Here is a 21,601-nt window from a genome sequence, read left to right as displayed (position 1 = left end):
ATCTGCGCTCGCCCTTCTTTTGTGTTGATAGAGACCCCCCGCGTGCCCGACGCCATTCTGCGCCTCGCCCTGCCTTCGCCCCTGCGCCGCCTGTTCGACTATCGGGCACCGGCCGGTGTGCTGCGCGCCCAGTTGCAGCCGGGCATGCGCCTGCGGGTGCCGTTCGGGCGCAGGGAGATGATCGGGATTCTGGTGGAGATCACCGACACCAGCGAAGTGCCGGCAGAAAAGCTCAAACCGGCGCTGGCCCTGCTCGATGCCACCCCGCCGCTGCCTCCCGCATTGTTCAAGCTGTGCCTGTGGACCTCCCAGTATTACCAGCACAGCCTCGGCGATACCTTGAGCTGGGCGCTGCCGGTCCTGCTGCGTCAGGGCGAACTGGCCGAGGCCCGTCAGGAACGCTTCTGGTCGGTCGCCCCCGGCGCCAGCCTCGATGATCCTCGCATCGCCCGCGCCCCGCGCCAGCGTGAAGCCCTGGCAACACTGGCCCAGCACCCGCACGGCGTCGCCCATCAGTTGTTGAGCAAACTGATGCTGAGCAAGGACAGCCTCGACCTGCTGCTGGCCAAGGGCCTGGTGCAAGTGGAGATCCGGCGCCACGCCCCCGGCGTGCGCCATGAACACTGGCTGGCCCAGCCGGAGTTGCCGCTGAACACCGAACAACGCGCCGCTTACGAAGCGATCCGCGCCGGGTTCGACAGTTATCACGCCTTTCTGCTGGCCGGGGTCACCGGCAGCGGCAAGACCGAAGTCTATTTACAGCTGATCCGCGAAACCCTCGAAGCCGGCAAGCAGGCACTGGTGCTGATCCCCGAGATCAACCTCGGCCCGCAGACTCTGGCGCGTTTCGAGCAGCGCTTCAACGCACGCATCGCCCTGCTGCACTCGGCGGTCAACGACCGCGAGCGCCTCGACGCCTGGCTCGCCGCCCGCGACGGCGAGGCCGACATTATTATCGGCACCCGCTCGGCGCTGTTCACCCCGATGAAAAATCCGGGACTGATCATCATCGACGAAGAGCACGACGGCTCTTATAAACAGCAGGAAGGCTTGCGCTACCACGCCCGGGATCTGGCGCTGGTGCGCGCGCGGCAGGAAAACATCCCGATCGTCCTCGGTTCGGCCACGCCTTCGCTGGAAAGCCTGCACAACGCTTACACCGGTCGTTATGGCCTGCTGCGCCTCAACGAGCGGGCCGGCGGCGCCAAGCAGCCACGCTTCCTGCGGCTGGACGTGAAAAGCCGTCCGCTGGACAGCGGCATTTCCGGGCCGATGCAACAAGCCATCGGCCAGACCCTCGCCGCCGGCCAACAGGTGCTGGTGTTCCTCAACCGGCGCGGCTTTGCGCCGACCTTGCTGTGCCACGACTGTGGCTGGATGTCCGAGTGTTCGCGCTGCGATGCGCGGATGACCGTGCACCAGCGCTATGGCGAGCTGCGCTGCCACCACTGCGGCTATGTCGAACGCACGCCGCGCCAGTGCCCCAAGTGCAACAAGGTCGATCTGCGGCCGGTGGGCGCCGGCACCGAGCGTGCGGAGGAGCGGTTGGCGATTCTGTTCCCGGACTACCCGGTGCTGCGCGTCGACCGCGACAGCACTTCACGCAAGGACGCGATGAATCAACTGTTCGCGACGATTCAGAAGGGTCAGCCATGCATTCTGGTCGGCACGCAGATGTTGGCCAAGGGGCACCACTTCCCTCGAGTCACGCTGGTGTCGATTCTGGATGCCGACGGCGGACTGTTCTCCGGCGACTTCCGCGCCAGCGAGCGCATGGCGCAATTGATTGTGCAGGTCGCCGGGCGCGCCGGGCGGGCTGAGGAGCCGGGCAAGGTGATCATCCAGACGCACCTGGCCGACCATCCTTTATTGGTGCAACTGACCGAGCAGGGCTACTTCGCCTTTGCCGAGCAAGCCTTGAGCGAACGCCGCGCCGCCGGACTGCCGCCGTTTGCGCATCTGGCGCTGTTGCGCGCCGAAGCGCACAAGCCGGGGCAGGCCGAGGGTTTTCTCGATGAGGCGTGCAGCGCGGCCGAGCGCTTGCTGGTCGAGCAGAATCTGACCGGCATCGAACTGCTCGGGCCGGTGCCGGCACCGATGGAGCGGCGTGCCGGTCGCTATCGGGCGCAGCTATTGTTGCAGGCTACAGCGCGGGCGCCGCTGCATCGGTTGCTCGCCAGTTGGTTGCTGGTGCTGGAGCAGATGCCGAGCGGGCGGGCGGTGCGCTGGTCGCTGGATGTCGATCCCGTGGATCTATATTGACGCTGACCTGTGGCGAGGGAGCTTGCTCCCGCTGGGGCGCGAAGCGGCCCCAAAACCGCAATGCCAGACAAACCGAGTCAGCCGGTTTTACGACTGCTGCGCAGCCGAGCGGGAGCAAGCTCCCTCGCCACAGGGTAATTTGTCACCACATATCCATAAGCTGCCTGCTAAGGTTGGCAAGCCCGTCTTCGCAACGGATAATGCCCAGTTTTTCCACCCGCGCATCGATGCGCCGCCGCGCTTGCGGTCGAAAGAGAAGACCATGAAAGACACCATTCGCCAGCTGATCCAACAAGCCCTCACCCAACTCGTCAACGAAGGTGTGTTGCCTGAAGGCCTGTCGCCGGCGATTCAGGTGGAGAACGCCCGTGACAAGACCCACGGCGACTTCGCCAGCAACATTGCCATGATGCTGGCCAAACCTGCGGGCATGAAGCCGCGCGATCTGGCGGAGAAAATCATCGCCGCGCTGCCGACCGACGAGAACGTCACCAAAGCCGAAATCGCCGGTCCGGGCTTCATCAATTTCTTCCAGAACACCCAGGCCCTCGCCTCGCGCCTCGACGCCGCCCTGGCTGACGCTCACGTTGGCGTGCGCAAGGCCGGTGCGGCACAGCGCACCGTGGTCGACCTGTCGGCACCTAACCTGGCCAAAGAGATGCACGTCGGCCACTTGCGCTCGACCATCATCGGCGACGGCGTGGCCCGTGTTCTCGAGTTCCTTGGCGACGAAGTGATCCGCCAGAACCACGTTGGCGACTGGGGCACCCAGTTCGGCATGCTGATGGCTTACCTGCAGGAAAACCCGATCACCAGCGATGAACTGTCCGATCTGGAAAACTTCTACCGCGCCGCCAAGCAGCGTTTCGACGAATCCGAAGAATTCGCCGACCGCGCCCGTGGCCTGGTGGTCAAGCTGCAGGCCGGCGATGCCGAATGCCTGGCGCTGTGGACCCGGTTCAAGGACATCTCGCTGTCGCACTGCCAGAAGATCTACGAACTGCTCAACGTCAAACTGACCATGGCCGACGTGATGGGCGAAAGCGCCTACAACGACGACCTGATCAACGTGGTCAACGACCTGAAAGCTGCCGGCATGCTGGTCGAGAGCAACGGCGCCCAGTGCGTGTTCCTCGACGAGTTCAAGAACGCCGACGGCGACCCGCTGCCGGTGATCATCGTCAAGGCTGACGGCGGTTACCTGTACGCCACCACTGACCTGGCAGCCGTGCGCTACCGCAGTGGCAAGCTCAAGGCCGACCGCGCGCTGTACTTCGTCGACCAGCGTCAGGCCCTGCACTTCCAGCAAGTGTTTGCCGTGGCGCGCAAGGCCGGTTTCGTGACCCATCCGATGGAAATGGAACACATGGGCTTCGGCACCATGAACGGCGCCGACGGCCGTCCGTTCAAGACCCGTGATGGCGGCACCGTGAAGCTCATCGACCTGCTGACCGAAGCACAGGAACGCGCCTACAACCTGGTCAAAGAGAAGAACCCGACACTGGCCGAAGACGAATTGCGCAACATCGCCAAGGTTGTCGGCATCGGTGCGGTGAAATACGCCGACCTGTCCAAGCACCGCACCAGCGACTACAGCTTCAACTTCGACCTGATGCTCAACTTCGAAGGCAACACCGCGCCGTACCTGCTGTACGCCTACACCCGTGTGGCCGGTGTGTTCCGCAAACTGGGCAAGGACTTCAGCGAAGTCGATGGCCAGATCGTCCTCGAAGCGGCGCACGAACAAGAGCTGGCGGCGAAACTGGCGCAGTTCGGCGAAGTGCTGAACAACGTCGCGGAAAAAGGCACCCCGCACATCCTCTGCACCTATCTGTATGACGTCGCCGGTCTGTTCTCCAGTTTCTACGAGAACTGCCCGATCCTCGCCGCCGAAACGCCGGCCCGGATGCAGAGCCGTCTGCGTCTGGCCGCGCTGACCGGTCGTACTCTCAAGCAAGGCCTGGAACTGTTGGGCCTGGAAACTCTGGAGCGCATGTAAGTTGGCTGCCAAGAAAAAACCTGCACCCAAGCGTGGCGCCAGCCGTTACCAAGCTCCTGCAAAGCAACCGATTCCGGGCTGGCTGTGGATGGCCATCGGCCTGACGGTCGGTGCGTTCATCGTGTTCCTGATGAAACTGGAGCCGGGCAAGGGCAGCGACACGGTCAAGCGCGAGAAGATCGAGCAAGCGCAACAGCAGAAAGCCACGAAAATCGCCGAGGCCAACAAGACCCCGCCGAGCCCGACACAACCGGTGAAGCCGAAGTACGACTTCTACACCCTGCTGCCGGAATCGGAAGTGATTGTGCCGCCGGATGCCGTGCCGGAGAAAACCCTGCCGACGCCACAAGTGCCGACCACGCCGGTCACCCCGGCGGAAGCGGCGAAGATCGATACCGCGCGGGCGCAGGCTGCGCTGTCGGGCATTACCCCGCCGCCAGCGCCACCGGTGGCGAAAGCGGCGCCGGTGACCAAGTTCTTCCTCCAGGCCGGTTCGTTCCGCAAAGAGGCGGACGCGGACAAGGTACGGGCGCAGATCATTCTGCTCGGCCAGGCTGTTTCGGTTGAGTCGGGCACGGTGAAGGATGAAACCTGGTACCGCGTATTGGTCGGCCCGTTCAGCAACCGCGAACAGCTGACGACTGCGCAGAAACAACTGGCGGGCAGCGGCTTCAGCAACCTGTTGTTACAACAACGCCAGAGCCGCTGACCTCACGCCGAACGTAAATCGTTCGGCGGACTTTGTGGCGAGGGAGCTTGCTCCCGCTGGGGTGCGAAGCGCCCCCAAACCCTGTGAATCCAGTGCATCAGACAGATCGGGATTGCAGGCTTTACGACTGCTGCGCAGCCGAGCGGGACGGTGCGACGATTCGACAAGCTCCCTCGCCACAGAGTTTTTCACTCTCCCACGACACCGCTCGTCCCCTCACCCGCGCTATGGTTGAAATCCTCTCCAGCACCCCCATATGAATGGGCATAAGGCATTTTCGCCCCGCTGCGTGGAGACTCTTCCCTTGACCACCATCGTTTCAGTCCGCCGCCACGGCAAAGTCGTCATGGGCGGCGACGGCCAGGTTTCTCTCGGCAACACCGTGATGAAAGGCAACGCGAAGAAAGTTCGCCGCCTGTACCACGGCCAGGTCATCGCCGGTTTCGCCGGTGCCACCGCCGACGCCTTCACCCTGTTCGAACGTTTCGAAGGCCAGCTCGAGAAACATCAGGGCCACCTGATCCGCGCCGCTGTCGAACTCGCCAAAGAATGGCGCACCGACCGCTCCCTGAGCCGCCTCGAAGCCATGCTCGCGGTCGCCAACAAGGACGCGTCCCTGATCATCACCGGCAACGGTGACGTGGTCGAACCCGAGAATGGCCTGATCGCCATGGGTTCCGGCGGTGGCTATGCACAGGCTGCAGCCAGCGCACTGTTGAAAAAGACCGACCTGTCGGCCCGTGAAATCGTCGAAACCGCACTGGGCATCGCTGCCGACATCTGCGTATTCACCAACCACACTCAGACCATTGAGGAGCAGGATCTCGCTGAAGAAGCCTGATACGGCCCCTGTGCCACGGCTTTTTTCTGCTTGAGGACCGCCAATTACTATGTCCATGACTCCCCGCGAAATCGTCCACGAACTCAACCGCCATATCATCGGCCAGGACGATGCCAAGCGCGCCGTCGCGATTGCCCTGCGCAACCGCTGGCGCCGCATGCAGCTGCCTGAAGAGCTGCGCGTTGAAGTGACCCCGAAAAACATTCTGATGATCGGCCCGACCGGTGTCGGTAAAACCGAGATCGCCCGTCGCCTGGCGAAACTGGCCAACGCGCCGTTCATCAAGGTCGAAGCGACCAAATTCACCGAGGTCGGCTACGTCGGCCGTGACGTTGAATCGATCATCCGTGATCTGGCCGACGCTGCGATCAAGATGCTCCGCGAGCAGGAAATGACCCGCGTACGCCACCGCGCCGAAGACGCTGCCGAGGACCGCATCCTCGACGCTCTGCTGCCACCGGCACGCATGGGCTTCAGCAACGAGGAGCCGGCTCAGGATTCCAACACGCGCCAACTGTTCCGCAAGCGCCTGCGCGAAGGGCAACTGGACGACAAGGAAATCGAAATCGAAGTCGCCGAAATGGCCGGCATCGAGATCGCCACGCCGCCTGGCATGGAAGAAATGACCAACCAGTTGCAGTCCCTGTTCGCCAACATGGGCAAGGGCAAGAAGAAAGCTCGCAAGCTCAAGGTCAAGGAAGCGCTGAAACTGGTGCGCGACGAAGAGGCCGGGCGTCTGGTCAATGAAGAAGAGTTGAAGGCCAAGGCGCTGGAAGCGGTCGAGCAGCACGGTATCGTGTTCATCGACGAAATCGACAAGGTCGCCAAGCGCGGCAATGTCGGCGGCGCCGATGTGTCCCGTGAAGGCGTACAGCGCGACCTGCTGCCGCTGATCGAGGGCTGCACCGTCAACACCAAGCTGGGCATGGTCAAGACCGACCACATCCTGTTCATCGCTTCCGGTGCGTTCCACCTGAGCAAGCCGAGTGATCTGGTGCCCGAGCTGCAAGGCCGTCTGCCGATCCGCGTCGAACTCAAGGCCCTGAGCCCGGAAGACTTCGAACGCATCCTCAGCGAGCCGCACGCTTCGCTCACCGAGCAATACTGCGCACTGCTGAAAACCGAAGGCCTGAACATCCAGTTCCAGCCGGAAGGCATCAAGCGTCTGGCGGAGATCGCCTGGCAGGTCAACGAGAAGACCGAAAACATCGGTGCTCGTCGTCTGCACACGCTGCTCGAGCGTTTGCTGGAGGAGGTGTCGTTCAGCGCCGGCGATCTGGCCAGCGCGCATGACGACAAGCCGATCCTGATCGACGCTGCGTACGTCAACAGCCACCTGGGCGAATTGGCGCAGAACGAAGACCTGTCCCGTTATATCCTGTAAGCCATACTTACAGCGGTAGCGGACCCTGTGGGAGCGGGCTTGCTCGCGAAGAGGCCGTGCCAGTCGACAGCAATGTTGGCTGACACACCGCATTCGCGAGCAAGCCCGCTCCCACATTTGAATCAGGGTCGCCCACACAACGGACGCCAGACCATGACCTCAATCCCCACCGACATCAAACTGCACAAAGCCTCGAAAACCCTGACGCTCAAATACGCGTCCGGCGAGGAGTACACCCTGCCCGCCGAATTCCTGCGCGTGCATTCCCCTTCCGCCGAGGTCCAGGGCCACGGCAAACCGATCCTGCAATTCGGCAAGCTCAATGTCGGCCTCAGCGGCCTGGAACCGGCCGGTCAGTACGCACTGAAACTGACCTTCGACGACGGTCACGACAGCGGCTTGTTCACCTGGGAATACCTCTACGAGCTGGGGCGACGTCATGACGCACTCTGGGCCGATTATCTGGCCGAGCTCAAAGCCGCCGGGAAAACCCGCGATCCGGATCAGTCGATCGTCAAGCTGATGCTCTAGTCCGAGGCTCTTGCTGTTTAGAGGGCATTTTCTAAATTCATCTGTTTGAATGCGCTGCTGTGTGGCCGAGGATCGGCCTGCTTGCGAAAAAAATTAAACTCGGGTAACCAATGGAGCTGGCAAGTTCCCTGCAGTGCTCTACGACTGTAAAGCAGCTATGCAGAATTAACGGTCACCCGAGCAGTAGTACCTGGCATTGGCTGTGGAACTGCACAGCAGAAACCGGGTACTCGTCTCAGGACAATGGAGCGTCGTAGATGAGTAACAAGAATAACGATGACCTGAAGTATCAAGCCTCGGAAAACACCCTGGGGCTTAATCCCGTCGTTGGGCTGCGCGGAAAGGATCTGCTGGCCTCTGCTCGAATGGTGCTGACCCAGGCCATCAAACAACCGATCCATAGCGTCAAGCACGTGACCCATTTCGGTCTTGAACTGAAGAACGTGCTGTTCGGCAAATCCGAACTGCAACCGGCCAGCGATGACCGTCGCTTCGCTGATCCGGCGTGGAGTCAGAACCCGCTCTACAAACGTTATCTGCAAACTTACCTGGCGTGGCGCAAGGAGCTCCATTCCTGGATCGACGACAGCAGCCTGTCACCCAAAGACATCGCGCGCGGCCACTTCGTGATCAACCTGATGACCGAAGCCATGGCCCCGACCAACACCGCAGCCAACCCGGCGGCAGTCAAACGCTTCTTCGAGACCGGCGGCAAAAGCCTGCTCGACGGCCTCTCGCATCTGGCCAAGGATCTGGTACACAACGGCGGCATGCCGAGCCAGGTCAACATGGGTGCGTTCGAGGTCGGCAAGAGCCTCGGCGTGACCGAAGGCGCGGTGGTGTTTCGCAACGACGTGCTGGAGCTGATCCAGTACAAGCCGATCACCGAGCAGGTCCACGAGCGGCCGTTGCTCGTCGTGCCGCCACAGATCAACAAGTTCTACGTTTTCGATTTGAGCCCGGACAAGAGTCTGGCACGCTTCTGCCTGCGCAATAACGTGCAGACCTTCATCGTCAGCTGGCGCAACCCGACCAAGGCCCAGCGCGAGTGGGGCCTGTCGACCTACATCGATGCGCTGAAGGAAGCGGTCGACGTAGTTACGGCGATCACCGGCAGCAAAGACATCAACATGCTCGGCGCCTGCTCCGGCGGCATCACCTGCACTGCCCTGCTCGGCCACTACGCCGCGCTCGGCGAGAAGAAGGTCAACGCCCTGACCCTGCTGGTCAGCGTGCTCGATACCACGCTGGACAGCGACGTCGCCCTGTTCGTCGACGAGCAGACCCTCGAGACCGCCAAGCGTCACTCGTACCAGGCCGGTGTGCTTGAAGGCAAGGACATGGCCAAGGTCTTCGCGTGGATGCGCCCGAACGATCTGATCTGGAACTACTGGGTCAACAATTACCTGCTCGGCAACGAGCCGCCGGTGTTCGACATCCTGTTCTGGAACAACGACACCACCCGGTTGCCGGCGGCGTTCCACGGCGACCTGATCGAGATGTTCAAAAACAACCCGCTGATTCGCCCCAATGCACTGGAAGTGTGCGGCACGCCGATCGACCTCAAGCAGGTCACCGCTGACATCTTCTCGCTGGCCGGCACCAACGACCACATCACCCCGTGGAAGTCCTGCTACAAGTCGGCGCAACTGTTTGGCGGCAAGGTCGAGTTCGTGCTGTCGAGCAGCGGGCACATCCAGAGCATCCTGAACCCGCCGGGCAACCCGAAATCGCGCTACATGACCAGCGAAGGCATGGCCGCCAATGCCGATGACTGGCAAGAGAACTCGACCAAGCACACCGATTCCTGGTGGCTGTACTGGCAGGCGTGGCAGGCCGAGCGCTCGGGCAATCTGAAAAAGGCGCCACTGAAACTGGGCAACAAGGCGTATCCGGCAGGCGAGGCTTCGCCGGGCACTTATGTTCATGAGCGGTAACTGACGCACCTCATCCCCCTGTGGGAGCGGGCTTGTGGTGAGGGGATTCATCCCCGATGGGTCGCGCAGCGGCCCCAAAACCTGCAATCGCGGCAACTATGATTCTCCGCGTTTGAGGGTATGCGACTGCTTCGCAGTCGATCGGGGATAAATCCCCTCGCCACAATGCCCGCTCCCACAAGGGATTGGAGGTGATATTGAGATTGACCCACAGGGCCTGAAGCATGCCGCAACCGTTCATTTTCCGTACCGTCGATCTGGATGGGCAGACCCTCCGCACCGCGGTACGCCCCGGCAAGCCTCATTTGACGCCCTTGCTGATTTTCAACGGCATCGGCGCCAACCTGGAGTTGGTGTTTCCGTTTGTCGCGGCGCTGGACCCGGATCTCGAAGTGATCGCCTTCGACGTGCCCGGTGTCGGCGGCTCGTCGACGCCGAACCGGCCGTATCGCTTTCCCGGGTTGGCGAAGCTGACTTCGCGGATGCTCGACTACCTCGACTACGGCCAGGTCAATGTGATCGGCGTGTCCTGGGGTGGTGCACTGGCGCAGCAATTCGCCCACGACTACCCGGAACGCTGCAAGAAACTGGTGCTGGCGGCGACCGCGGCCGGTGCCTTCATGGTGCCGGGCAAGCCGAAAGTGCTGTGGATGATGGCCAGCCCGCGACGCTACATCCAGCCGTCCCACGTGATCCGCATTGCGCCGTTGATCTACGGCGGCTCGTTCCGTCGCGACCCGACGCTGGCCGCCAGCCACGCGGCGAAAGTGCGTTCGGCAGGCAAACTCGGTTACTACTGGCAACTGTTCGCCGGCCTCGGCTGGACCAGCATTCATTGGCTGCACAAGATCCATCAGCCGACCCTGGTGCTGGCCGGTGACGACGATCCGCTGATCCCGTTGATCAATATGCGCATGCTCGCCTGGCGGATTCCCAACGCCCAGTTGCACATCATCGACGACGGTCATCTGTTTCTGATCACCCGCGCCGAAGCGGTGGCGCCGATCATCATGAAGTTCCTCCAGGAGGAGCGTCAGCGAGCGGTCATGCATCCGCAACCCTCGCCGCTGGGCGGATAAATCACGGCGGCAGGCTTTATGCAGGGTTTTGAACAACGTGCGCGGCAGGACGCCGCGCAGGCAGCAACCCGTAACAGCGACTATGGTGTTCTGGTTCGGTGAGTTTGTTTTTGACCTGAAGACGAAGGAGTGTTGAGTCATGCGCGACAAACCTGCGACGGGCGTAGTGCCCAGTCCCGCCGTGTTCATCAATGCACAGAGTGCAATGACCGGGCTGCGTGGCCGTGACCTGCTCTCGACGCTGCGCAGTGTCGCAGCCCACGGTCTGCGCAACCCGATCCACAGTGCCAGACACGCGCTGAAACTCGGCGGCCAACTCGGTCGCGTGCTGCTCGGTGAAACCCTGCATCCGACCAACCCGCAGGACGCGCGGTTCGCCGACCCGGCGTGGAGCCTCAATCCGTTCTACCGACGCAGCCTGCAGGCGTATCTGGCCTGGCAGAAACAGGTCAAGAGCTGGATCGATGAAAGCAGCATGAGCGAGGACGACCGCGCCCGCGCGCACTTCGCGTTCACCCTGCTCAACGATGCCGTGGCGCCCTCCAATACCTTGCTCAATCCGCTGGCGGTCAAGGAGCTATTCAATTCCGGCGGCCAGAGTCTGGTGCGCGGTCTGAGTCATCTGTTCGATGATCTGCTGCACAACGATGGCCTGCCGCGCCAGGTCACCAAACAGGCTTTCGAAGTTGGCAAGACCGTCGCGACCACCCCCGGTGCCGTGGTGTTTCGCAACGAACTGCTGGAGCTGATCCAGTACAAGCCGATGAGCGAAAAACAGTACGCCAAGCCGTTGCTGGTGGTGCCGCCGCAAATCAACAAGTACTACATTTTCGACCTCAGCCCGCAGAACAGCTTTGTCCAGTACGCGCTGAAAAACGGCCTGCAGACCTTCATGATCAGTTGGCGCAACCCGGACGTACGCCACCGGGAATGGGGCCTCTCGACCTACGTCGAAGCGGTGGAAGAAGCGATGAACATCTGCCGGGCGATCACCGGCGCGCGCGAGGTCAACCTGATGGGCGCCTGCGCCGGTGGCCTGACCATTGCCGCGCTGCAGGGGCATCTGCAGGCCAAACGGCAGCTGCGGCGAATCTCCAGTGCAACCTATCTGGTCAGCCTGCTCGACAGCGAGATCGAAACCCCGACCACCCTGTTCGCCGACGAACAGACCATCGAAGCCGCCAAGCGCCGTTCCTATCAGAGAGGCGTGCTCGACGGTCGCGACATGGCCAAGGTGTTCGCCTGGATGCGGCCCAACGATTTGATCTGGAGCTACTTCGTCAACAACTACCTGTTGGGCAAGGAGCCTCCAGCCTTCGACATCCTCTACTGGAACAACGACAACACGCGCCTGCCCGCCGCATTCCACGGTGACCTGCTGGACTTCTTCAAGCACAACCCGCTGACCCACCCGGGCGGCCTAGAAGTCTGCGGCACGCCTATCGACCTGCAGAAAGTCACCGTCGACAGCTTCAGTGTGGCCGGCATGAACGACCACATCACGCCGTGGGACGCGGTGTATCGCTCGACGTTGCTGCTCGGCGGCGAGCGGCGCTTCGTGCTGTCCAACAGCGGCCACGTGCAAAGCATCCTCAACCCACCCAGCAACCCGAAAGCCAATTACGTCGAGAACGGCAAGCTCAGCAGCGATCCGCGCGCCTGGTATTACGACGCCAAACGCGTTGACGGCAGTTGGTGGCCGCAGTGGCTGGAATGGATTCAGCAGCGCTCCGGCACGCAGCACGAAACCACGTTTACCCTCGGCAACCCGAACTATCCACCGATGGAGGCAGCACCCGGCACCTACGTGCATGTGCGCTGACGCTTAACCGAACTTTTCTAAGAAGACTGGATGAAAACCCGCGACCGGATTCTCGAATGTGCTCTGCAGTTGTTCAATGAGAAAGGCGAACCGAACGTCTCCACCATGGAAGTTGCCAATGAGATGGGGATCAGCCCCGGCAACCTCTACTACCACTTCCACGGCAAGGAGCCGCTGATTCTCGGCCTGTTCGAACGTTTCCAGAATGAACTGGCGCCGCTGCTCGATCCTCCATCGGATGCCGAGTTGGCGCCGGAGGATTACTGGCTGTTCCTGCACTTGATCGTCGAGCGCCTGGCGCAATACCGTTTTCTGTTCCAGGACCTGTCGAACCTCGCCGGGCGCCTGCCAAAACTGGCCAAGGGCATCCGCAATCTGCTCAACGCCCTCAAGCGCACGCTCGCGTCATTGCTGGCGCGCCTGAAGGCGTCGGGGCAATTGGTCAGTGATACCCAGGCGTTGGGGCAACTGGTGGAGCAGATCACCATGACCCTGCTGTTCTCGCTGGACTATCAGCGGATTCTCGATCGCGAGGGTGAGGTCAAACTGGTGGTGTACCAGATCATGATGCTGGTGGCACCGCATCTGCTGCCACCGGTGAAAGTGGCTACTGAACGGATGGCCCTTCAATACCTCGAAGATCACGAATGAAATCAAGAGCCCCTCACCCTAACCCTCTCCCAGAGGGAGAGGGGACTGACCTTATTGTCTTACGCGATACGGCGACCTGAAAAATCCAGTCGATTATGGATTCAATACGACACTTTCAGGTCGGTGTAAGGCTGAAGCATCCCCGAATCGGCCCCCTCTCCCTCGGGGAGAGGGCTGGGGTGAGGGTAAGCTTTTAAAAGCACAAACAAAAACGCCCGACCTTCACAGGCCGGACGTTTTTTTGCCCTGAAAAATCAGGACTGACTGGTTGGCGTCGACGGTGTCGATGCAGCAGTCGGAGTTGCTACCGGGGTCGGTGCAGCGGCGGAGTTCGACGCGCTGGCCGGGGTTGCCGGGGTAGCTGGCTTGGCTGCCGGAGCGGCCGGTTTTGGCGCAGCGGCTTTCGGCGCGGCCGGTTTTTTCACTGCCGGTTTTTTCGCCGCAGCCGGTTTCGCCGCTGGCTTGGCAGCAGGTTTGGCCGCTGCGGTTTTTGCCGCTGGCTTGGCTGCGGCTTTGGTGGCAGGTTTCGCAGCAGCTTTGGCAGCAACCGGCTTCGCCGCGGCCTTGGCGGCTGGTTTGGCAGCGGCCGTTTTAGCGGCAGGCTTGGCGGCAGCGGTTTTTGCCGCAGGCTTGGCGGCTGGTTTCGCAGTCGCTTTGGCCAGTGGCTTGGCGGCCGTTTTGGCTGCCGGTTTGGCCGCTGCGGTTTTCGCCGCGACCGGTTGGGTTTTCAGACCGGTGAGTTTCTCGATCTGCTTGGTCAGGGTTTCGACCTTGCTGTGCAGCGCTTTGACTTCATTGCGGCTAGGCACACCCAGGCGCGAAATGGCGCTGTTCAGGCGCTTGTCGAAAGCCCCTTCCAGCTCGTCCCACTTGCCCAGTGCGCGATCTTTCACGCCGCTGATGCGCGACTTGGCCGAAGAAGCGGAGTCCTTGGCGGCATCGACTTTCTTGCCGACTGCAGACTTGGTGAGCTTCTCGGCTTTCTCGCCGTCTTTGACCAGTGACTCGAAGAGCTTGCTGCCGTCAGTGTCGATCTTCGAGTACACGCCTAAACCAGCCAGCCAGATTTTGCGGGAGTAGTCTTCGACTTTCCCAATCCACGAGCTGCCTTCTTTATCGGTGTTCTTTTTACCAGCCATCCCGTTCTCCTTAAGATTTACGCGCGACGCGTTCGAGCAATGCCGTCAGCTCATCGAGCTTAGCAGAGAGTGTCTCAACGTCATGTTTAGACGGAATGCCGATACGATTCAAGGCGCTTGCCACGCGGGAGTCGAACGCCTTCTCGACCTTGTCGAGCTGAACTTCGACGCGACCTTTGAACGAGCTGACTTCACCCTTGGCGTCATCGATCTCGGCATTGGCGGCTTCGAGCTTTTCGGTGACAACCTTTTTGCCTTTCTTTTCAACAGTTTGACCAGCCTTGATCAACTCCTGAAAGTAGTCGCTGCCCTCTTGGCCAACCTTGGCGTAGGCACCCAGGCCTGCCAGCCAGATCTTGCGGGCATAGGATTTGACGTCGCTCAGGGTAGAAGTCGAAGCGTCGATTTTTTTCTTCAGAATTACTTTGGCCATGGTGCACCTCACGCGCAGAAGGTTTGAGGAACTGCCCGCAAAGGTGTCGGGCTCAGGCACAAAGTAGGGAGAAAAATTAGAAACGGCACCCTAACAACTGACATAAACAACAGGAGCACCACCAAACAAATGTGGGAGCGGGCTTGCTCGCGAATGCGGTGCACCAGTCACGAGAAATGTCGACTGGTACACCGCATTCGCGAGCAAGCCCGCTCCCACAGGAGAATTTCATTTCAGGCAGAAATCAAACCAGCGCTTTGTCCAGCGCCTTCTCGATCTCGGCTTTGATCATGCCGCTCATGGCCGACATCATGATGCCCAGCTCCACGTCGACGCGGATCGAATCGTCAGCCACATGCACCGCGCCTTTCACGCCCGAACGCTTGAGGTTCAGGGTGTCGCCCGACCACTGCGGCTCCAGGCCATATTGATCGGAGAGTTTCTGCGCCAGCTTGTCGGCCTTCTCGCGGGCGGCTTCCTTGCCCAGGCTGTGGGCACGCTCAACACTGATTTTGGCCATCGAATGACTCCTGCTTGATGAATAGGTGACGGTAAATCTTGACCGCGTCTGCGGCAAATCGTCCCGAAGGTCGCCCATCTTACCTTTAGCCATTCCAAGACAAAGCATGGCTTGGGGATTAGAATGTCGCGCATTCTCTTTTGGTGACAGCGATATGACTGATCAGCGCAAAGGCAGCGATGCCGAACCCACCACTCACTTCGGCTTCAAAAACGTTCCGGAAAGCCAGAAAGCGGAAAAAGTCGCTGAGGTGTTCCACTCCGTAGCCGCGAAATACGACCTGATGAACGACCTTCTGTCGGGCGGCATGCACCGTCTGTGGAAGCGTTTCGCGATCGAACTGTCCGGTGTGCGCAGCGGTAACCGCGTGCTCGACATCGCCGGCGGCACCGGTGACCTGACCAAGAAATTCTCGCACCTGGTTGGCCCTACCGGTCAGGTGGTATTGGCCGACATCAACGAATCCATGCTCAAGGTCGGCCGTGACCGCCTGCTGGATCTGGGTGTGTCGGGCAACGTCGAATTCGTTCAGGCGGACGCGGAAAAGCTGCCGTTCCCGGACAACCATTTCGACTGCGTGACCATCGCCTTCGGCCTGCGCAACGTGACGCACAAAGAAGACGCCCTGCGCTCGATGCTGCGCGTGCTCAAGCCCGGCGGCCGCCTGCTGGTGCTGGAATTTTCCAAGCCGACCAACGCACTGATGTCGAAAGCCTACGACGCCTACTCGTTCGCCTTCATGCCGCTGATGGGCAAGCTGATCACCAACGACTCGGAAAGCTATCGCTACCTGGCCGAATCGATCCGCATGCACCCGAATCAGGAAACCCTGAAGTCGATGATGGTCGACGCCGGTTTCGACCGCGTGACCTATCACAACATGACCGCAGGCATCGTCGCCCTGCACCGCGGCATCAAGCCCTGATGTTGCTCACCGGGCTGCTCGCCAGCGTCGAACTCGGCCTCAACCGGGTGCTGCGTCTCGACAGCACGGCGCTGCCGCGGCTGGCGCATCTGACTGGCAAAGTGATTGCCGTCGATTGCCGCAGCCCGGCACTGCAACTGTTCATTCTGCCCAGCGATGAGGGCCTGATGCTCGCCTCGCACTGGGAAACCGGCGTCGACTGCACCCTGCGTGCCCCCGCTTCAAGCCTGGTGAAACTGGCCGTGAGCAAAGACAAGACCGCGGTGCTGCACGCCCCGGAAGTCGAGCTCGACGGTGACAGCGGCGTGCTGCTGGAGCTGGCCGGCGTGCTGCAGGACCTCAAGCTGGACTGGGAGTACGAACTCTCGCGCTGGCTCGGCCCGGTCGCCACGCAACTGATAGGTGGCCACCTACGCAGCCGCGCACGCTGGTATCAACAAGGATTTGCCAGCCTCAACCAGAACCTCGCCGAATACCTCGCCGAAGAATCGCGCACCCTGGTCGGGCAGCGCGAAGCCGAAGCGCGGTTCAGCGAACTGGACCGGATCAAACTTGATCTGGAACGTCTCGAGGCGCGTTTCGAGCGCCTTTCCCGATCCCTCGACCCAAGCGATAACGCATGAAGCTGCTTGCCGTCCGCCGTCTGTTGCGCATCCAGCGCGTCGTGATCCGCTACCGCCTCGATGACCTGCTGTTCGAGCTGCCGCTGCCCTGGTTTCTCCTGGCGCTGCGTTACGTGCTGCCGTGGCGCTGGTTGCCGCGCAAGCCGCTGGAGCTGAGCCGTGGCGCGCGTCTGCGTCTGGCGCTGCAGGATCTGGGGCCGATCTTCATCAAGTTCGGGCAGATTCTCTCGACCCGCCGCGACCTGCTGCCGGAAGACATCGCCGATGAGCTGATGCTGCTGCAGGACCGCGTGCCGCCGTTCGATTCGCAGCTGTCGATCAAGCTGATCGAAGAACAGCTGGGCAAGAAAATCAGTGAAGTGTTCAGCCGTTTCGACGTCGAACCGCTGGCCTCGGCCTCGGTGGCGCAAGTGCATGCCGCGCAGCTGAAAACCGGTGAAGAAGTGGTGGTCAAGGTGATCCGCCCGGGCCTGAAACCGGTGATCGCTCAGGATCTGGCGTGGCTGTTCATCCTCGCCCGCGCCGCCGAAAAGGTCTCCGCCGACGCCCGCCTGCTGCACCCGGTGGACGTGGTGCAGGACTACGAAAAAACCATCTACGACGAACTCGACCTGCTGCGCGAGGCGGCCAACGCCAGCCAGTTGAAGCGCAACTTCGAAGGCTCGCCGCTGCTCTACGTGCCACAGGTCTATTGGGACTGGTGCCGGCCGAAAGTGCTGGTGATGGAGCGCATCTACGGGATTCAGGTGACGGATCTGGCGACCCTCGCCGACCAGCGCACCGACATGAAAATGCTCGCCGAGCGCGGCGTGGAGATCTTCTTCACCCAGGTGTTCCGCGACAGTTTCTTCCACGCCGACATGCACCCGGGCAACATCTTCGTCAGCACCGTCAACCCGTGGAGCCCGCAGTACATCGCGATCGACTGCGGCATCGTCGGCAGCCTGACCCCGGAAGACCAGGACTACCTGGCGCGCAACCTGTTCGCCTTCTTCAAGCGCGACTACCGCCGCGTGGCGCAGTTGCACATTGATTCGGGCTGGGTGCCGGCGGAAACCAAACTCAACGAATTCGAAGCGGCGATCCGTACCGTGTGCGAGCCGATCTTCGAAAAACCGTTAAAAGATATTTCATTTGGCCAGGTGCTGATGCGCCTGTTCCAGACCGCGCGGCGCTTCAACATGGAAGTCCAGCCGCAACTGGTTCTGCTGCAGAAGACCCTGCTGAACATCGAAGGTCTCGGTCGTCAGCTGTACCCGGATCTGGATCTGTGGAACACCGCGCAGCCGTTCCTCGAGCGCTGGATGCGCGAGCGCGTCAGCCCGAAAGCCTTGCTCGGCAACGTGCAGAGCCAGTTCGAACAGCTGCCGCACCTGGCCAATATGGCCCGTGATCTGCTCGAACGCATGTCACAACCGCACGCCTACGACCCGCCGCCACCGTGGCACAAACGCAAGGACGACTGGTTCCTGCGCCTGCTCGGTTGCGCGCATCTGGCGGGCGGGACGATCCTCGCCGCCGGCGGCCCGTTGCACGAACTGGGGCATTGGCCGGCGGGCATCATGGTGGCAGTCGGCTTGTATCTGGTCGTTCGCCGATAGCCAGTTTGCTGATCGGCTGGCACACTGTTTCAACGCCTGAACCCGACTATCGAAGTGGGGGTTCGCTGTCGGAGTCGAAGATGAAAAACTGGCTGGACGAGATCAAGTGGGACGCAGATGGCCTGGTGCCGGCGATTGCCCAGGATCACAAGACCGGACGCGTGCTGATGATGGCCTGGATGAACCGCGAAGCGCTGGAACTGACCGCTGCGGAAAACCGTGCAATCTACTGGTCACGTTCCCGTGGCAAGCTGTGGCGCAAGGGCGAAGAGTCCGGCCACGTACAGACCCTGCATGAAATGCGTCTGGACTGTGATGCCGACGTGATCATTCTGATGGTCGAACAGATCGGCGACATCGCTTGCCATACCGGCCGTCAAAGCTGCTTTTACCGCGTCTACGAAAACGGCGACTGGAAAACGGTCGACCCGGTTCTGAAAGACCCGCACGCTATCTATTCCGCAGGACACAAACATGAGTGACACCCTGACCCGCCTCGCTCAGGTGCTTGAAGAGCGCAAGGGCGCCGCTGCCGACAGCTCATATGTAGCTAGTCTGTATCACAAGGGCCTGAACAAGATTCTGGAGAAAGTCGGCGAAGAGTCGGTCGAAACCATTATTGCCGCCAAGGACGCCGCCATCAGCGGTGACTGCAGCGATGTGATCTACGAGACTGCCGACCTGTGGTTCCACAGCATGGTCATGCTCGCCCAACTGGGGCAGCATCCGCAGGCCGTGCTGGATGAACTGGATCGTCGCTTCGGTCTGTCCGGACACGTCGAGAAAGCCTCGCGTCCGTCCGCCTGAACAATTTTTAGAGAGGAACAGCAACATGGGCATTTTTGACTGGAAACACTGGATCGTCATTCTGGTAGTCGTGGTGCTGGTGTTCGGCACCAAGAAACTGAAAAACCTCGGCACCGACGTCGGCGAGTCGATCAAAGGCTTTCGCAAAGCCATGAACGATGACGAAAAACCGGCCGCCGATCCGACCGTAACGCCTGCGCAGCCCGTTCCACCGGTGCAGCCGCAGGCCACCGCTCAGGCCAACCCGCCGCACACCATCGACGTGCAGGCGCAGAAAGTCGAAGAGCCGATCCGCAAAGACGTGTGAGACTGACAAATGTTTGGTATCAGCTTCTCTGAACTGCTGCTCGTCGGCCTCGTCGCCCTGCTGGTGCTGGGCCCCGAGCGTCTGCCGGGCGCTGCGCGCACCGCCGGCCTGTGGGTCGGGCGGCTGAAGCGCAGCTTCAACGCGATCAAACAGGAAGTTGAACGTGAAATCGGTGCCGACGAGATCCGTCGGCAACTGCACAACGAGCACATTCTGTCGCTGGAGCAGGAGGCGCGGAAGATTTTCACGCCGGTTCAGCAGGAGCCGACGCCGGTTGAGCATGTCGGCGAGCAGACGATTCATGCGCCAGCCGCGCCAGCTGCACCTGCCGTAGCGACAACCGAACCTGTGCCCGTCGCGGCGCCAACGCCGGTTGAACACGTAGCTCCAAACGCCGCGCCGATCACACCTGCGCCTCACGACACCACTCTGCCGCCGCGAGCCCCATGAGCGATCTTCCCGAAAACGACCAGCACATGCCGCTGGTATCGCACCTCACCGAGTTGCGCACCCGCCTGCTGCGTTGTGTGGCGGCGGTGTTCATCATCTTCGCCGGGTTGTTCGCGTTCACCCAGCAGATCTACACCTTCGTCTCGACGCCGCTGCGCCAGTACCTGCCGGTCGGCGCGACGATGATCGCCACGGATGTGTCGTCGCCGTTCCTGACGCCGCTGAAGCTGACGATGATGGTCTCGCTGTTCCTCGCGATTCCGGTGATCCTGCACCAGATCTGGGGCTTCATCGCGCCGGGCCTGTACAAGCATGAGAAACGCATCGCGGTGCCGCTGCTGGTGTCCAGCATCCTGCTGTTCTACACCGGCATGGCGTTCGCCTATTACTTCGTGTTCCCGCTGATCTTCAAGTTCTTCGCCGCCGCCACCCCGGCCGGCGTGGAAATGATGACCGACATCACCAGTTACCTCGACTTCGTGATGACGCTGTTCTTCGCCTTTGGCGTCGCGTTCGAAATCCCGGTGGCCGTGGTGCTGCTGGTGTGGATCGGCGTGGTCGACGTCAAATACCTGAAGAAGATTCGCCCGTACGTGATCATCGGCTGCTTCGTGGTCGGCATGATCCTTACGCCGCCGGACATCTTCTCGCAGACCCTGCTGGCGGTACCGATGTGGATGCTGTTTGAAATCGGCATTCTGTTCGGCAGCCTGGTCAGCAAGCGCGAACGCCCGGACGAAAATCCGGCCGACGATCACAACGACCAGCCGCCAGCGACCCAGGCATGAACCTGCTGTTGCTCGAAGAGGCCGACTTCATCGCGGCCGACCGCGTCGTGCTGCGTGACCGGCGCCTGACCCACATGCAGGAAGTGCATCGCTCGGAAGTCGGCGACAGCCTGCGGGTCGGGCGCATCAATGGCCTGATGGGCTCGGCCGAGTTGCTGCGCCTTGAGCCCGGCGAAGCGGAATTGCGCGTCAGCCTCGATCAGTCACCGCCGGTCAAGCTGCCGCTGACCCTGGTACTGGCCCTGCCGCGCCCGAAGATGCTGCGGCGGGTGTTCCAGACCGTGGCGACCATGGGTGTGTCGAAGGTGATTCTGGTCAACAGCTACCGCGTGGAGAAGAGCTTCTGGCAGACGCCGTTTCTCGAGCCGGAAGCGATTCGCGAGAATCTGATCCTCGGTCTCGAACAGGCCCGCGATACCGTGCTGCCGGAAATCATCATCGAGAAACGCTTCAAGCCGTTCGTCGAAGATCGCCTGCCGGCGATCAGCGAAGGCACCCTCGGTCTGGTCGGCCATCCCGGTAACTTCCCGCCCTGCCCGCGCGCATTGAGCGAACCGGTGACGCTGGCGATCGGCCCCGAGGGTGGCTGGATCCCCTACGAAATCGACCTGCTGGGCAAGTCCGGCCTGCAACCGGTGCAACTGGGCGAGCGCATCCTGCGCGTCGAAACCGCCGTCACCGCCCTGCTCGCCCGCCTGTTCTGATACCTGTACCGCCTCCCCTGTAGGAGCTGCCGCAGGCTGCGATCTTTTGATTTTGTTTTTTAACAGCAAGATCAAAAGATCGCAGCCTC

Annotated in this window: 22 protein-coding genes; 19 read left to right on the top strand and 3 right to left on the bottom strand. The window is 61.4% G+C overall.

The genetic code is table 11. The annotated features are described in order from the left end of the window. Window positions 1–42: 42 nt before the first annotated feature. The 10 genes from NTD85_RS25410 to NTD85_RS25365 all read left to right on the top strand — a co-directional run bounded on the left by NTD85_RS25410 (window position 43) and on the right by NTD85_RS25365 (window position 13,215). Entirely contained in the window at window positions 43–2,262 is a 2,220-nt protein-coding gene (locus NTD85_RS25410) for a primosomal protein N' (RefSeq protein WP_262143498.1), read from the top strand. A 262-nt stretch (window positions 2,263–2,524) separates the two neighbouring features. Continuing rightward, window positions 2,525–4,261, top strand: coding sequence for an arginine--tRNA ligase (gene argS / locus NTD85_RS25405; RefSeq protein ID WP_262143497.1), 1,737 nt, complete (start codon window positions 2,525–2,527; stop codon window positions 4,259–4,261). A gap of 1 nt (window position 4,262) precedes the next feature. Further along, window positions 4,263–4,970 (top strand): SPOR domain-containing protein, encoded by a 708-nt coding sequence (locus NTD85_RS25400; protein ID WP_003220877.1) that lies wholly within the window; start codon window positions 4,263–4,265, stop codon window positions 4,968–4,970. Window positions 4,971–5,274: 304 nt separating this feature from the next. Then, window positions 5,275–5,811 (top strand): ATP-dependent protease subunit HslV, encoded by a 537-nt coding sequence (gene hslV / locus NTD85_RS25395; protein ID WP_003220875.1) that lies wholly within the window; start codon window positions 5,275–5,277, stop codon window positions 5,809–5,811. A 49-nt stretch (window positions 5,812–5,860) separates the two neighbouring features. Continuing rightward, on the top strand, window positions 5,861–7,195 hold the full coding sequence (gene hslU, locus NTD85_RS25390; protein WP_003220872.1) for an ATP-dependent protease ATPase subunit HslU: 1,335 nt from the start codon (window positions 5,861–5,863) through the stop codon (window positions 7,193–7,195). A 153-nt stretch (window positions 7,196–7,348) separates the two neighbouring features. Continuing rightward, window positions 7,349–7,726, top strand: coding sequence for a gamma-butyrobetaine hydroxylase-like domain-containing protein (locus NTD85_RS25385; RefSeq protein WP_003220870.1), 378 nt, complete (start codon window positions 7,349–7,351; stop codon window positions 7,724–7,726). A gap of 257 nt (window positions 7,727–7,983) precedes the next feature. Further along, complete coding sequence (gene phaC, locus NTD85_RS25380; RefSeq protein WP_201136004.1) at window positions 7,984–9,663, top strand: class II poly(R)-hydroxyalkanoic acid synthase; 1,680 nt, start codon at window positions 7,984–7,986, stop codon at window positions 9,661–9,663. 224 nt (window positions 9,664–9,887) lie between these two features. Continuing rightward, window positions 9,888–10,742 (top strand): poly(3-hydroxyalkanoate) depolymerase, encoded by an 855-nt coding sequence (phaZ, locus tag NTD85_RS25375; protein WP_003220867.1) that lies wholly within the window; start codon window positions 9,888–9,890, stop codon window positions 10,740–10,742. 139 nt (window positions 10,743–10,881) lie between these two features. Beyond that, window positions 10,882–12,564 (top strand): class II poly(R)-hydroxyalkanoic acid synthase, encoded by a 1,683-nt coding sequence (gene phaC / locus NTD85_RS25370; RefSeq protein WP_103520651.1) that lies wholly within the window; start codon window positions 10,882–10,884, stop codon window positions 12,562–12,564. A gap of 30 nt (window positions 12,565–12,594) precedes the next feature. Further along, window positions 12,595–13,215 carry a TetR/AcrR family transcriptional regulator gene (locus NTD85_RS25365; RefSeq protein ID WP_103520650.1) on the top strand — a complete coding sequence of 207 codons (621 nt, stop codon included), beginning with the start codon at window positions 12,595–12,597 and terminating at the stop codon, window positions 13,213–13,215. A 254-nt stretch (window positions 13,216–13,469) separates the two neighbouring features. Here NTD85_RS25365 and NTD85_RS25360 read toward each other — a convergent pair whose 3' ends face one another. The 3 genes from NTD85_RS25360 to NTD85_RS25350 form a co-directional block, all read right to left on the bottom strand. After that, window positions 13,470–14,354 (bottom strand): phasin family protein, encoded by an 885-nt coding sequence (locus NTD85_RS25360; RefSeq protein ID WP_003220863.1) that lies wholly within the window; start codon window positions 14,352–14,354, stop codon window positions 13,470–13,472. 10 nt (window positions 14,355–14,364) lie between these two features. Continuing rightward, on the bottom strand, window positions 14,365–14,787 hold the full coding sequence (locus NTD85_RS25355) for a phasin family protein (protein ID WP_262143496.1): 423 nt from the start codon (window positions 14,785–14,787) through the stop codon (window positions 14,365–14,367). A 244-nt stretch (window positions 14,788–15,031) separates the two neighbouring features. Further along, the gene (locus tag NTD85_RS25350) at window positions 15,032–15,307 is read right to left on the bottom strand and encodes a polyhydroxyalkanoic acid system family protein (RefSeq protein ID WP_003220859.1); all 276 of its coding nucleotides are present in this window, start codon (window positions 15,305–15,307) and stop codon (window positions 15,032–15,034) included. Between the two features lie 154 nt (window positions 15,308–15,461). Here NTD85_RS25350 and ubiE point away from each other — a divergent pair, with 154 nt between their 5' ends. The 9 genes from ubiE (at window position 15,462) to NTD85_RS25305 (ending at window position 21,512) form a co-directional block, all read left to right on the top strand. Next, the gene (gene ubiE / locus NTD85_RS25345; protein ID WP_003220857.1) at window positions 15,462–16,232 is read left to right on the top strand and encodes a bifunctional demethylmenaquinone methyltransferase/2-methoxy-6-polyprenyl-1,4-benzoquinol methylase UbiE; all 771 of its coding nucleotides are present in this window, start codon (window positions 15,462–15,464) and stop codon (window positions 16,230–16,232) included. After that, window positions 16,232–16,855, top strand: a complete 624-nt coding sequence (locus NTD85_RS25340; RefSeq protein ID WP_201136006.1) for an SCP2 domain-containing protein — start codon at window positions 16,232–16,234, stop codon at window positions 16,853–16,855. The genes ubiE and NTD85_RS25340 overlap by 1 nt, the downstream gene beginning before the upstream one ends. After that, window positions 16,852–18,456, top strand: coding sequence for a ubiquinone biosynthesis regulatory protein kinase UbiB (gene ubiB, locus NTD85_RS25335; protein WP_027611297.1), 1,605 nt, complete (start codon window positions 16,852–16,854; stop codon window positions 18,454–18,456). The genes NTD85_RS25340 and ubiB overlap by 4 nt, the downstream gene beginning before the upstream one ends. 80 nt (window positions 18,457–18,536) lie before the next feature. Next, window positions 18,537–18,938: a phosphoribosyl-AMP cyclohydrolase gene (gene hisI / locus NTD85_RS25330; RefSeq protein WP_003220851.1), complete on the top strand. Its 402-nt coding sequence runs from the start codon at window positions 18,537–18,539 to the stop codon at window positions 18,936–18,938. Beyond that, the gene (locus NTD85_RS25325; protein ID WP_003220849.1) at window positions 18,931–19,263 is read left to right on the top strand and encodes a phosphoribosyl-ATP diphosphatase; all 333 of its coding nucleotides are present in this window, start codon (window positions 18,931–18,933) and stop codon (window positions 19,261–19,263) included. The genes hisI and NTD85_RS25325 overlap by 8 nt, the downstream gene beginning before the upstream one ends. Before the next feature lie 25 nt (window positions 19,264–19,288). Beyond that, window positions 19,289–19,570 carry a twin-arginine translocase TatA/TatE family subunit gene (locus NTD85_RS25320; protein ID WP_003220847.1) on the top strand — a complete coding sequence of 94 codons (282 nt, stop codon included), beginning with the start codon at window positions 19,289–19,291 and terminating at the stop codon, window positions 19,568–19,570. Window positions 19,571–19,579: 9 nt separating this feature from the next. Then, a complete protein-coding gene (tatB, locus tag NTD85_RS25315) occupies window positions 19,580–20,020 on the top strand; it encodes a Sec-independent protein translocase protein TatB (protein WP_262143495.1) in 441 nt (146 codons plus the stop codon). After that, a complete protein-coding gene (gene tatC / locus NTD85_RS25310) occupies window positions 20,017–20,808 on the top strand; it encodes a twin-arginine translocase subunit TatC (RefSeq protein WP_003220842.1) in 792 nt (263 codons plus the stop codon). Before tatB ends, tatC begins: the two co-directional genes overlap by 4 nt. Further along, on the top strand, window positions 20,805–21,512 hold the full coding sequence (locus NTD85_RS25305; RefSeq protein ID WP_262143494.1) for a 16S rRNA (uracil(1498)-N(3))-methyltransferase: 708 nt from the start codon (window positions 20,805–20,807) through the stop codon (window positions 21,510–21,512). Before tatC ends, NTD85_RS25305 begins: the two co-directional genes overlap by 4 nt. The last annotated feature ends 89 nt before the right edge of the window (window positions 21,513–21,601 follow it).

Origin of the sequence: Pseudomonas sp. 13B_3.2_Bac1 (genome assembly GCF_025466205.1) — a bacterium.
In the GTDB taxonomy this organism is placed as follows: Bacteria; Pseudomonadota; Gammaproteobacteria; order Pseudomonadales; family Pseudomonadaceae; genus Aquipseudomonas; species Aquipseudomonas fluorescens_H.
This window is presented reverse-complemented; position numbering and strand designations above follow the sequence as displayed.